Source organism: Methanosarcina thermophila TM-1, from assembly GCF_000969885.1.
In the GTDB taxonomy this organism is placed as follows: domain Archaea; phylum Halobacteriota; class Methanosarcinia; order Methanosarcinales; family Methanosarcinaceae; genus Methanosarcina; species Methanosarcina thermophila.
On sequence record NZ_CP009501.1, the window covers coordinates 106,516 to 119,338 of the forward strand.

The window sequence follows — 12,823 nt, forward strand, 5'->3', positions numbered from 1 at the left end:
TATGATCAATTCAAACTCATCAAATGCACCCGGGAAGTAAATTTCCGGGGAAGGGCGGATTGCCTGCGTTGACACGCAGGTACATGAAGTCATGTACAGGTGCTGTATACTGGACGCTTACTGGACCTGGTTAGGATACACAGGAGCTATGCTATCAGGTGGATGGCTCGGCTCAAGAGCTGATGAAGGACGTGCCAAGCTGCGATAAGCCTGGGGTAGGCGCAAGGAGCCAATGAACCCGGGATCTCCGAATGGGACCTCTCCATAGTGATCAGTAATGATCGGGAACGCTCCGAATTGAAACATCTCAGTAGGAGCAGGAAGAGAAATCAACTGAGATGCCGTGAGTAACGGCGAGTGAAACCGGCACAGTTCAAACCGAATCCCCTTGGGGAAATGTGGTGTTGCAGGGCTGTTCAAACGTCTGACGGCTAAGCAGAACTTGCCTGAAACGGCAGACCATAGAGTGTGACAGTCACGTATGTGTAAACCAAAAGACCGGAACATGTCCCTGAGTACCGTGCGTTGGATATCGTGCGGGAATCTGGGGGGCACCAACCTCCAAAACTAAATACTCCTTGAGACCGATAGCGAAATAGTAGGGTGACCGAACGCTGAAAAGTACCCCGAGAAGGGAGGTGCAAAGTGCCTGAAACCTGGTAGTGATGGAACGATACGGCATGAAAGGATCTCTGGTACGAAGGAAACACTCGCGAGGGTGCAGTACGAGTACCACTGCCAGTGTCGTATCTTACGTTTTGAAGAACGGGCCAGGGAGTGTGTTTTGGTGGCGATGGCTAACCATTAAATTGGGCAGCCGAAGCGAAAGCAACATGTGCGCAGCTCTTTTGAGTGAGGCACGGCGTATACAAGTGCGTGGAGTCACCGGGACACGACCCGAAGCCGGGTGATCTAGGCGTGGGCAGGTTGAAGCGTGGCGAAAGCTACGTGGAGGACCGCAAGCGGTGTTGATCTGCAAATCATTCGCGTGACCTGCGTCTCGTAGTGAAATGCTAATCTAACCCGGCATCAGCTGGTTCCTTCCGAAACATGCCGCAGCATGACCTGACTGGAGATCGTCGGTGGAGTAGAGCACTGATTGGCGGTTCCGGGGGGGAAACCCCTCGCCCGCTTGTCAAACTCCAAACCCACCGTCGTCTGAGAAGGTCGGAGTCCGGACTGCTGGGGTAAGCTTGTAGTCCGTAAGGGAGACAACCCAGCCCGTGGTTAAGGTCCCCAAGTGTCGACTAAGTGTTAACACTAAAGGGCGTCCCAAGCCCAAGACAGCTGGAAGGTTAGCTTAGAAGCAGCTATCCTTTAAAGAGTGCGTAACAGCTCACCAGTCGAGGTTTGGGGCCCCGAAAATTGACGGGGCTCAAGTCGACCACCGATACCACGGAGTACCGCAAGGTAATCTTGTAGGAAGGCGTTGCGTTCGGACAGAAGCAGGGCTGTGAAGTCCTGTGGACCGTTCGCAAACGAAAATCCTGGTAATAGTAGCAGCATAGAAGGGTGAGAATCCCTTCCGCCGAAGGGGCCAGGTTTCCTCGGCAATGTTCGTCAGCCGAGGGTTAGTCGGTCCTAAGACGTACCGTAACTCGAGTACGCCGAAAGGGAAACAGGTTAATATTCCTGTACCATTTAGCAATTTAGTCTGACGTCTCAGGGCAGGCCGAGCGGAGTCGTCGCTCCGTCTAAGCAGCGAAACCCGTGGAGAGCCGTAATGGCGAGAAGCGGGTGAATCTGTGAATGCGCAAGTCGGTTGCACCCAGGGACCCGTGAAAAGGCTGCTAAATGTCCGTACCGAGAACTGACACAGGTGCCCCTGGCTGAAAAGGCCAAGGCGTGTCGGAGTAATTCAGTTAAGGGAATTCGGCAAATTAGCTCCGTAACTTCGGGAGAAGGAGTGCCTGCTGTGAAGACAGCAGGTCGCAGTGACCAGGGGGCTCTAACTGTCTAATACCAACATAGGAGATTGCAAACCTGTAAAGGCTAGTACAATCTCTGAATCCTGCTCAGTGCAGGTACCTGAAACCCCGGTTCAACGGGAAGAAGGGCCTGTAAACAGCGGGGGTAACTATGACCCTCTTAAGGTAGCGTAGTACCTTGTCGCTTAATTGGCGACTTGCATGAATGGATCAATGAGAGCCCTACTGTCCCTAACTGGAATCCGGTGAAGCTTACATTCTAGTGCACAGTCTAGAGACCTCTAGGGGGAAGTGAAGACCCCGTGGAGCTTTACTGCAGCCTGTCGTTGGGTTGTGGTTCTGGATGTACAGTGTAGGTAGGAGGCGTCGAAGCGGGTGCGCCAGCATCCGTGGAGCCGTCCATGGGACACTACCCTTCTGGGACTGCGACCCTAACTCTGAGAAGAGGACCCCGATAGGTGGGCAGTTTGCCTGGGGCGGGACGCCCTTGAAAAGATATCAAGGGCGCGCAATGGTTGACTCAAGTGGGTCGGAAACTCACTGAAGAGTGTAAGAGCATAAGTCAGCCTGACGTTATTCAGCACAGTAGTGGATGACGAGACGAAAGTCGGCTCTAGCGAACTTTTGTGCCTCCTTGGTGGGGGCCAAAAATGACAGAAAAGTTACCCCGGGGATAATTGAGTCGTTGCCGGCAAGAGTACATATCGACCCGGCAGCTTGCTACCTCGATGTCGGTTCTTTCCATCCTGGCCGTGCAGCATCGGCCAAGGGTGAGGTTGTTCGCCTATTAAAGGAGATCGTGAGCTGGGTTTAGACCGTCGTGAGACAGGTCGGTTACTATCTACTAGAGGTGTCTGAGGTCTGCGGGTAAGCTGCTTTTAGTACGAGAGGAACCAAGCAGCGGCGCCACTGGTGTACCGGTTGTTCGACAGGGCATTGCCGGGCAGCTACGCGCTAAGGAATAAGAGCTGAATGCATCTAAGTTCGAAATCCGACCTAAAAAGAGACCTCATTAAGGATTCCGGTAAAAGACCGGTTTGATAGAAACGGGATGTAAGCACCAAGGCAACGAGGTGTTCAGTCCGCGTTTACTAACCATCCGTTCCTTTCCTAATCCGGTCCAGGCGAAATCCAGTCTTGCAGCACCGTACATGACTTCTTGTCTTGCGTTTGTCATAGACAAATTTCATTCATCAATTCCGTTCATAGGCGAGTGTGGCGGCCATAGCGGCAGGGCAACTCCTGTACCCATCCCGAACACAGAAGATAAGCCTGCCCACGTTCCTGACTGTACTGAAGTGCGCGAGCCTTCGGGAACTCAGGATCGCTGCCATGCTCACCCTATATCACTCTAATCTTTTTCTAACTAGTTTTTGTTACTCTTTATTACTGTTACTCTTTATTACTGATCGTATTTTGCCAGTTTTGTGTAATACTTTGGACTTGTTCTCTAGCCAGCCTGTTACATAAGTTTCAGAAATAGTTGAACTGAGGCCGTTTCATAGGCAGCGATTAATGATCTCAGGAATTGACGCTTCAATTTTGAGCTTGAAGACTTAAGAAGCATACCTGTACCTTGCCAGGGTTTTTGAACCCCATAGGAATATTACGAGTACAGCCGTGATTGCAGTGAGCAGTCCGGTAATAGCTGGATCATAATGTGAGCCATTATTCGGGAATAAAGACCAGCTGACATTGTCCATGTCATGAAAGAGTACCACTGCAAATATACTATTTCCGGTATTATTGTAAATCCATACAATCAGGATACGAAATGCAACCGAATAGACACCGCGTTGCCATACTATCCATGCTAGATCATGATGAGCCTGGATATCGGGCACAACATGTAATAATCCCCACACAAGCCCAAGAACAATGCCGGTCGTCAATGCACTCCACCGACATCGCATAGAATCAGAAGCATATCCCATCCAGCCCAGCTCTTCACATACCGCGGTAATAAAGAACCCGATGAAAAGGATCGGTATTGTCAGAAATGGAATTTGTGGTTCTGGAAGTGGTCTGTCCAGAAGGCGCATGATCCCATACGACAGCGAATATATGGCAGGCAGCAGAAAAATAATGAGCAGATACCAGAGCTTTGGCTTGATTTTTTTATAATCAAATATTCTCTTAAATAATTGCTCTATTCCAGAGAGTTTACTTTTTCTATAGGTAAGGATCAAAGCCGCAATCAAAGGACTAACGAATGAAAGCGCACTCACAGGAAGATTCATTGGAACTGGAAGTCCCTTCTCAACCATAGAGCCAATTAACCAGAACGGAGTGGAAAGAGCGAAGGTTAATAGAAAGAACTTTAAAGGCGATCTTTTTGCTAAATTGTCGTTGTTCACGATTCGCGGTCACCTGGGCGGTTTGATCTGATTTTGACTGGATAAGAAGCTTTTTGCGCTGTACTGCATAAACGAGAATCAAGATGTTGATTTTTTATTCCTTTCCGGGATCATTATGGTTTTTAATATATGTTTTTATAATTCTTATTATTTGATAAAAAATGTTTAAACCGTGTTTTCTATAATTGAATTAAAGAATTCATAGAAATTCAAGGGTTCAAAGGGGCAAATCTCATCAAAGAGGATTGTTTCAATGCAGACATAATAAATTATTTATTAATGTTCGCTCAATTACTAGTTATGAATAAATATTATTCATACTGGTTAGCTCTGATCATTCTTTCTGGTATATTTTATATCATATTTGGAGCATCGTATGCACTCTTTGGCTTTAATGGCTTTCTAATTATTGCAGGCACTCTTCTTGTTTTGAGTATTATATACGGTCTATGGTATTCTATTACTCATAAGCCCCATAATTGAAAGAAAGTATAACTGTTTTTAATTATTACGTTTTCAGGGAAGTGTGGAGATAACAGCAAAAAAGTGAAAAATTAAAAACAATTTAAAAGTTAGAAGTTATTTGTTTGCCTTAAAAAATAAAGATTTTGGATCTGTAATAAAATTTGATCCAACTGCACAGAAGACAATTTTTTAAAAAACAATTTTTAATTCATATTCTAAGAGCGTTATCTACGCATCTGTTTATTTCGTAAAGGCTCTGACGTGAGTCAACGAAATAGAAGCGTTCTATCAGAATCTTTTCTTCCTTCAGCCTGTTTAATGCATATCTTACTGTGCGTGAAGGAAGTATTGTTTCACGAATTATGTCTTTCTGTGTCATCTGCCCTTTGGCTTCAAGGGTTTTAAACACCAGCTTTGCCGATGGAGGCAATCTTTCAAGTTTCTCATAGTTTATATCATTCAGAGTTTCATTAGCAACAAAAACGATCCCTCATAGTGAATCACCAACACCTTAAAAGAGTTCTTTGTTTTTAAATCTTTTGGCTCAAACTCTCTGTATAAAGACAAAAAGGATATTTTATTATCCGATAATTCAAAAATAACTTTTTTAATTGTGATAAATTATACAATTGTACCTTCCAGTATCACAATTGTAGAATATTCTGAAATTCGAGCCTGACACCCGATTAAATAAGAAGGATTTAAGTGAGATTGGCAAGGTCTAAGGATTAACTAATAAGGATTAACTAATGATGATAAGTTCAAACGTTCCATCCATACATGAGACTGCAAATTCATGGAAATACTTCATATTATCGGACATTTCTTCGTAAATTGAAGGGGAGACATAAATCCTCATATGTGGGCTCTTTTCAGGATTCTTTTTAAGCTCCATATATAAATCCTTAAAAATTTCCATAAGCGTCCTCAAATTAATACGCCTGAGTATCCTTATATGGCCTATGCCTTCCGAATCGATCATAATCCGGTAGTTTTTACTCTCCTTTAAATTTTGATCACTCAACCCCATTGTTCCTACCAGGGAAATTTGATCTTTATTTTATATATTGAGGTACTGATAATTAATTTTAAATAATCTAACTTTAATAATCAAATTCACAATTGTGAACTATCCTTATTACTTAAGTTATAAAAACATTGTGTTTCCATGAAACATTTAAATTGTCAATCTATTGAAGTGTTGATGAGAATTACAACTTATTGAATTATTGCAATGAGATTTTATTGCAATGAGAATTATATCATACAAATACTATAAGTTCAAGATTTCTGCTGTATAGAAAGTTACAGCAGAAATTTGTTCAGCGAATTGCTAACACTGTGGCTCTCAATTTTTTCATGCAAATTTATCTCAGATCTCGATGCCTACAGGGTTTATTTCTCCGATACTGTGTTTCACCTGTCCTTTCTGTTCGCGCTCCCTGAGAAGTATGTCTGACCAGCTCTCAGCCCAGATTTTGAGTTTTTCGGACTCAAGAGGTGCAGGCACATACTTTTTATCGTTGTTTAAAATGCTTCTTGCAAGTTCCCTGTATAATTCAGCCTGTTCGGATTCGGGTGCATGTTCGATCACGGTCTGTCCTCTGAGTTCACTTCGGGTAACATCAAGCGAACGAGGTATGAAGCCTGCAATCGTTGTCTTTGTCTGTAGTGCAAAGTCATTAATGATCTCTTTTTGAATAGGCTGGTTCATTGAATTTGCAATTATGCCGCTGAACAGTGCACCGCCGTTGTTTGCATATTTTCTTATTCCCTTGAAGAGGTTATTAGCCGCGTATATTGCCATGAAATCCGACGATGCGACGGTATAGACCTGTTCTGCAACGCCTTCACGGATAGGTATTGAAAATCCTCCACAGACTACGTCTCCAAGCACGTCGTAGATTACTACATCAGGCTTGAATTCCTTGAAGACATTTTTTTGCCTCAGGAGTTCTATTGCAGTGATAATACCCCTGCCAGCGCATCCTACTCCAGGTTCCGGGCCCCCGGCCTCCACACATAAAACCCCATTGAAGCCTTCATAGACAATATCGCTGATTTCTATTCTTTTCCCACTCCTTAAAGTATCAAGAACCGAAGGAATCGATTTTCCTCCCCTCAGATTATTGGTGGAGTCACTCTTGGGGTCACAGCCGATCTGCATTACCTTAAGCCCCAGATCTGAAAGAGCTGCTGAAAGGTTTGATGAGGTAGTCGATTTTCCAATTCCGCCTTTTCCGTATATTGCAATGTTTCTTGCTTTTGTCATTTCATCACCATACACGGAAACAAATCGAACCGATTTATACGCTTACACTTCAGCAATAATTGACAACGAAATTCTGTTTTTCTGAATTTTGCGGCAAAAATTTCATTATTCGAAACTCAGCAGCTTGCATACCCGAGAATTATTGCCGCAAAAATTCGGATAATGAGAAACTAGACCACATTTTTGCTGAATTCCCGATTTATATATTCATTAATACGAATGGAGGAGGTGATGCCAGGAGCAGAACATAACGGAGACGAATCAATTATGAATAATATGTCTCCTACGGAGAAATATTAATGTCAGGAACAGAACTCACTGAAAATAAATTGATCGAGGAAAGAATCGATCTATCGCGGGCCACATGTCCCAACAGAGAACAGAGGGCAAGCGGTATTAATGTCTGGTATGGAAAAGCAAGCGACCTTGTAAAAGAAGCCCGCAGCGGTTGTCTCAGGCAAAGGGAGAGGAATTTCCAGCAGTCAAGTGGTTGTGTTCTGAACTTCTACCTTTCAGTAAGGATAGGAACAATCCGTGATGCTGTGGCAATATACCATGCACCTGTAGGCTGTTCATCAGCAGCACTCGGATACCGTGAACTCTACAGGCATGTGCCTGTTGAACTCGGGCGCCCTGCAAATTATGACCTCCACTGGATGACAACAAATCTCGGGGAAAAAGATGTCGTGTATGGTGCAGGTGACAAGCTTGCAGCAGCAATAAAAGAAGCTGAGAGACGGTACAATCCGAAAGCAATCTTCATACTCACATCCTGTACTTCAGGAATAATCGGAGAGGACATCGAAGGAGTTGTCGCACAGGTTCAGCCTGAAATAAAGGCAACTATAGTCCCGATTCACTGTGAGGGTTCACGTTCAAAGCTTGTCCAGACTGGGTATGACGCCTTCTGGCATGCAGTTTTGAAATACCTCACAAAAAAGCCGGAAAAGAAGCAGAATGATCTCGTAAATGTAGCGAGTATGCTCTCGTACACCTGGCAGGACAGGCTGGAGATAAAACGCCTGCTTGGGAAAATTGGCCTGAGAGTGAATTTTGTTCCCGAATTCGCATCAGTAGAACAGTTTGAACAGCTCTCAGAAGCTGCTGTTACTGCACCCCTGTGCCCGACTTACACAGACTATCTCGCACGCGGGCTCAAGCAGGAATATGGAGTGCCTTATTTCCTCTATCCCTCGCCTATGGGTATCGCAAATACGGATGAGTGGCTGAGAGAGATCGGAAGGCACACCGGGAAAGAAAAGGAAGTAGAAGCCCTCATCGAAGAAGAACATAAAAAGTGGCTTCCAAAACTGAAAGCAATAAAACACGAGTTTGAGAACTTCAAAGGCAATGGAGAGAAAGTGGAAGTTCTGGGTGCACTTGGTCAGGGAAGACTTCTGGCGCAGGTCCCGTACTTTGACGAACTCGGGCTTAAATCTTCAGCTGCAATGTGCCAGGACTTTGACAATCTCATCCTTCAGGACTTGGAGAGATTACTCTCTCAGGTAGGGGATTTTGACATACTGGTAAATACCTTCCAGGCTGCCGAACAGACACACATAACAAACCATAGGAATCCCGATATTGCAATGACCTGCCCATTCCAGGGAGGCGCATTCAAGCGCGACAAAGGAGTAACAAGGGTGCATGCCTTAAGGTCCGATGCGCATCCCTGGAGCGCTCAGAGCGGGTATACGGGAGCGATTGCATTTGGGAATTTCCTTTTGCAGTCTTTAAAAAGCCATTCTTATCAACGGACAATGAAAGAGAAGACTCAGAGTACATACAAAGACTGGTGGTACAAACAACCTAATCCGCTGTATTATCTAAAAGCGGAGGACTGAGCAGGGAAAGAAAGGATATACAGAGATAAATAAAGGAGATAGAAACTGGCCAGATAAATAAAAAGGTGTAATCATGGGAATCAGTGAAACTTTAGAGACTACTAATCTTATATCAGGTGCAATCGAAGCCCCTCGCTACTCCTGCGCGCTTGGAGGGGCATATGCAACCGCAGTCGGCATATTCGGAACTGTACCTATCCTTCATTCAGGCGCAGGGTGTGGAATCGGACAGCTTTTCGGCCAGTTCTACGCAGGCGGCCAGAACGCAGGAGGACCCTTCGGAGGTACAAGTACTCCCTGTTCATCTCTGGTTGAGGAGCATGTTATTTTCGGTGGGGAGAAGAAACTTGAAAATCTCATAAAATCTACAACTGAACTTGTAAACGGGGAATTATTTGCAATCATCTCAGGCTGTGTGCCCTCCCTCATCGGAGACGATGTCGAATCCGTTGTCAGGGCATTTAAGGAAAAGAATCCAGGAATCCCAATTATACATGTGAATACCTCGGGCTTTGCAGGAACCTCGTATGACGGTTATGAGTACTTCTTCGATGCAGTCATAAATCAGCTTCTTGAGGAGACTCCAAAAGAGAAAGGGCTTGTAAACGTATTCGGAATAGTTCCTTCTCAGCATATCTTCTGGAAAGGCGAGGCAAATGCGGTAAAGAAACTCCTTGAAAGAATAGGCTTGAAGCCGAATCTAATTGTAGGGGAATTTGACGCGCTCAAAAACCTGAAAAAAATCTCGGCTGCGGAATATAATATCGTACTCTCTTCCTGGATCGGGCATAAAACCGCACAGAAACTGGAAGAAAAGTTCGGGATTCCTTATATCTCCTTCCCTGGGGTGCCGGTCGGACCTAAACAGACTTCGGAATTCCTAAGAGTCGTCGGTGAAAGATTAGGTGTTTCATCCGATCTGATTGAAAACCTGATTGCCACTGAGGAAAAGCGGGCTTATAGGTTTGCAGAATACATCGGGGATGTACTTTTGATCGCCAGGCCTCATCCTTATTTTGCAGTGGTCGCTGACAGCAATTCCGCTGTAAGCATTACAAAATACCTTGCAAATGAAGTTGGATACCTGCCTGACCTTGTTCAGATAACGGACAATCCACCTTGGGAAGCCCGTAAACTGATAAATGAGGAACTGACAGTCAATCTTGAAACCCCAGCCTGGCCTGAGATAATATATGAAGTGGATGCCCACAGGATTCGAGAGAATTTGAAAGACAGGAATTTCATGTTCCTGCTTGCAAGTTCTCTTGAGACTTTCATATCCGGCCCGGAATTTAATGCCATACACCTGACGGTTTCATTCCCTTCCTATGACCGTGTGATACTTGAGCGGAGTTACGCAGGGTTCAGCGGAGGGCTTACTTTAATGGAAGACATAATGAGCAAATATGCAGGGCCTCTGTGATATGCCTTGTAAGTTTGCCTCCGTGAGTTTTACCTCTATGAGTGGATCTAACCTCCAGTTTCCACTCATTTTGTAAGTTAGGAGTTTCACCATCTGTCCTTTTCCTTTATCCTTTTTTAAGCCAGGAAAAACAGGAATCGAAAACAATATGCTGGCGGACGCTTTGCAGCCAAAATCCATAGAGTATTGAATATGAAAATCAGAGAAAGCGGTATGCCAGCCGAAAACCAGTGGGAAGACTTTTTTGACCCGGGAAAAATCCAGGTGACGATGGGATTTGATCATGGCGTAGTAAATGCAATTGATTTTGAATGCGGATACGGAACTTTTACCATACCTGCATCAAAGCTGATAAACGGGACAATATATGCTATTGATATTGAAGAAGAAATGGTAAAAAGAGTTACTGAAAAAGCAATCAATGAGAATCTAATAAACGTAAAAGCAATGCTCTGTGACTTTATTCTTGAAGGTTCAGGGCTGAAGGACCAGAGTGTGGACTATGCAATGCTTTTTAATATCCTGCGTGCAGAAAAACCTGAAGGGCTTCTTAAAGAGGCTTACCGTATTTTAATTCCAGGAGGTAAATTCGGCATTATACACTGGAGTTATGATCCTGAAACTCCACGGGGTCCACCAATAGCTATACGGCTCAGACCCGAACAATGCATTAAATGGGCTTCTGATCTGGGATTTAAGTTAGACAGCAGGCATGATCTGAATCTATACCACTATGGGCTTGTCTTTTCAAAGCCAATATGAAAATAAAGTTACGTTCATTATGTGATTACAATGAAGCTATTGATGTTTGATACCGAGGATTTCTGGTATAAAAAGTTCAGCAAGACCGTGGACTCTGCTGAGACCTGTGAGGTTGAAAAATCCACAACTGATTCCCTGGTCATATTTCTTAATGTCGAGAAAGAAGATGAAGACCAGAGGATAGAGTTGTTAAAAAGGCTGTAAATAACATCAGCTGGCTGGCAAAAAAACCGACAGAAACAAAGTCATCCTGCATTCTTTTGGGCACCTCTCTGAGAGCAAGTCAGTATCGAATTTGCTGCAGATGAAATTAAAACAATCATGGAAAAACTAAATTCAAAGGGATTTGAAACTTCGATGACGCCATTCGGATATCTATTCGAATTTAAAATCCACGTGAAAGGGGAATAGCTGGCAAAGGTCTGGAAATCAATATGATCCAAAATGGATAAAAATATTATGAGTCCTGCAATAAGATCTCGAGCTTCTGAATCCTATCCAACTGCTTGAACAGATAATGATTATACTCTAGGTCTGAGTCTATCTTTACTCTGACCTCTTCCCTCGAAGGATGCATGATCCAGTTTCTGAATTTATCCAGACCCCCGAATTGTTCAACATCTCTTATTGACAAACCGTATTTTTGCTTAAAAAAATCATAATTTTTCAGGGCTACAAGATAATCGTAAAAGCTGCACTCTTCAAAAACAGAGAGTTCGTACACCTTATTTTGTGATCTGCATTTGGGTTTTGCGAGTTCTATAAATTCGGCTTCAGACATCCTTTCCTTAAAAAATGCTTTCATCCGGTTCTCCAGCCTGTAAAGCAGTAAATAGAAGAACATCCTCACAGCTCCCTTCCTTAAGTCTGCAACAGTAACTATTCCTACAATCTCGTCATGAGTTACAAAGAAAAATGAGTTTCGATCCAGCATTTTAATTAAAGACATTATATCCAGGTTTTTTGAAACCACCTTGTTCGGCAATATATAATGTTCTCTGGAACCCTCACTATCATAATATCTAATGATTGATCCGTCTTCATTTTTAATAGGAAATATAGTTATTTCTTTATGAAGTTTTGAATCTTGAGGATGGAAATAAAACTCTTCTTTCGGGGTCATTATTTGTTCCACAGTTAAGCTCCTGTGAATTTGTTCAAAAATTTCGTCGTTCACTTAAACCACCCAGTATTATTGATATCAGCTATGGTGTAGTGCGTCTGATAATCTTGATCATTGATATTATAACGTTATCGTAACACTTGATTTTTATTCGGATATATGTTTCATCCTGAAATAATTTCGCCTCAAAACCCAGAAGTTATCTCTTAAATTTTAGTAAATATGAAAATCTACTGTTTTGTTAAATTTATAGTGCACTCATGATTAACTTCACATCTTAGTACAATTCAAATTTATCATCTTAAAAACAAAATTATGGAAAATATTCGATCCAGATTTTATAGCCGCAGAAAACACGGAAGCAACTTTGCCAATAATCAGTATTCTTGAGCAAAATGAAACAGAGCGGAAAGGATATCTTGCTATTGCGATTACATCGTAGCTCTCAGAAAATATACGATTTCCCGTGGGCCTGAAGCAAAACTCGGGAACCGGATTTATAAAGTAAGAATAATCTCTGTGCAGACTAAAATCAATATCTTATGGACACGAATCGATCTTATCAGTCTGTTTTTTTACCATTTTGTATGCGTCTATTACTGCAAATATCCAGATAGTGGGAAATGTGAGTAATCCTATAATGAGAGCC

8 protein-coding genes, 2 rRNA genes and 1 pseudogene are annotated in these 12,823 nt (G+C 43.3%); 6 read left to right on the plus strand and 5 right to left on the minus strand.

The genetic code is table 11. The features are described from left to right. Window positions 1-134 precede the first annotated feature (134 nt). Both MSTHT_RS00470 and rrf read left to right on the plus strand, forming a co-directional pair. Window positions 135-3,042: ribosomal RNA gene (locus MSTHT_RS00470) — 23S ribosomal RNA — on the plus strand. Between the two features lie 100 nt (window positions 3,043-3,142). Continuing rightward, a 5S ribosomal RNA gene (gene rrf / locus MSTHT_RS00475) occupies window positions 3,143-3,264 on the plus strand. Between the two features lie 220 nt (window positions 3,265-3,484). On the opposite strand, the gene MSTHT_RS00480 is transcribed toward rrf, so the two are convergent. The 4 genes from MSTHT_RS00480 to MSTHT_RS00495 all read right to left on the minus strand — a co-directional run bounded on the left by MSTHT_RS00480 (window position 3,485) and on the right by MSTHT_RS00495 (window position 7,022). Continuing rightward, entirely contained in the window at window positions 3,485-4,285 is an 801-nt protein-coding gene (locus tag MSTHT_RS00480) for a CPBP family intramembrane glutamic endopeptidase (RefSeq protein WP_048166110.1), read from the minus strand. 673 nt (window positions 4,286-4,958) lie between these two features. After that, a complete protein-coding gene (locus MSTHT_RS00485) occupies window positions 4,959-5,180 on the minus strand; it encodes a MarR family transcriptional regulator (protein WP_231588121.1) in 222 nt (73 codons plus the stop codon). A 312-nt stretch (window positions 5,181-5,492) separates the two neighbouring features. Continuing rightward, window positions 5,493-5,780, minus strand: a complete 288-nt coding sequence (locus MSTHT_RS00490; RefSeq protein WP_048166112.1) for a hypothetical protein — start codon at window positions 5,778-5,780, stop codon at window positions 5,493-5,495. Between the two features lie 342 nt (window positions 5,781-6,122). After that, window positions 6,123-7,022: a nucleotide-binding protein gene (locus tag MSTHT_RS00495; RefSeq protein ID WP_048166113.1), complete on the minus strand. Its 900-nt coding sequence runs from the start codon at window positions 7,020-7,022 to the stop codon at window positions 6,123-6,125. Between the two features lie 299 nt (window positions 7,023-7,321). Between MSTHT_RS00495 and MSTHT_RS00500 the strand changes: the two genes are divergently transcribed. From MSTHT_RS00500 to MSTHT_RS00515, 4 genes and pseudogenes are all read left to right on the plus strand, one after another. Beyond that, window positions 7,322-8,866 carry a nitrogenase component 1 gene (locus MSTHT_RS00500; protein WP_048166114.1) on the plus strand — a complete coding sequence of 515 codons (1,545 nt, stop codon included), beginning with the start codon at window positions 7,322-7,324 and terminating at the stop codon, window positions 8,864-8,866. Window positions 8,867-8,939: 73 nt separating this feature from the next. Further along, the gene (locus tag MSTHT_RS00505) at window positions 8,940-10,289 is read left to right on the plus strand and encodes a nitrogenase component 1 (RefSeq protein WP_048166115.1); all 1,350 of its coding nucleotides are present in this window, start codon (window positions 8,940-8,942) and stop codon (window positions 10,287-10,289) included. 192 nt (window positions 10,290-10,481) lie between these two features. Further along, window positions 10,482-11,051 (plus strand): class I SAM-dependent methyltransferase, encoded by a 570-nt coding sequence (locus MSTHT_RS00510; RefSeq protein WP_048166116.1) that lies wholly within the window; start codon window positions 10,482-10,484, stop codon window positions 11,049-11,051. Window positions 11,052-11,093: 42 nt separating this feature from the next. Then, a pseudogene (locus tag MSTHT_RS00515) lies at window positions 11,094-11,462 on the plus strand (threonyl-tRNA synthetase editing domain-containing protein). A 46-nt stretch (window positions 11,463-11,508) separates the two neighbouring features. Here the strand turns inward: MSTHT_RS00515 and MSTHT_RS00520 are convergent. Beyond that, window positions 11,509-12,228, minus strand: a complete 720-nt coding sequence (locus tag MSTHT_RS00520; protein ID WP_148704356.1) for a hypothetical protein — start codon at window positions 12,226-12,228, stop codon at window positions 11,509-11,511. Between the last annotated feature and the right edge of the window lie 595 nt (window positions 12,229-12,823).

Coding starts and splice junctions, on each gene's coding strand:
- MSTHT_RS00490 (WP_048166112.1), bottom strand. CDS start 5,780: ATGGGGTTGAGTGATCAAAATTTAAAGGAGAGTAAAAACTACCGGATT.
- MSTHT_RS00495 (WP_048166113.1), bottom strand. CDS start 7,022: ATGACAAAAGCAAGAAACATTGCAATATACGGAAAAGGCGGAATTGGA.
- MSTHT_RS00500 (WP_048166114.1), top strand. CDS start 7,322: ATGTCAGGAACAGAACTCACTGAAAATAAATTGATCGAGGAAAGAATC.
- MSTHT_RS00505 (WP_048166115.1), top strand. CDS start 8,940: ATGGGAATCAGTGAAACTTTAGAGACTACTAATCTTATATCAGGTGCA.
- MSTHT_RS00510 (WP_048166116.1), top strand. CDS start 10,482: ATGAAAATCAGAGAAAGCGGTATGCCAGCCGAAAACCAGTGGGAAGAC.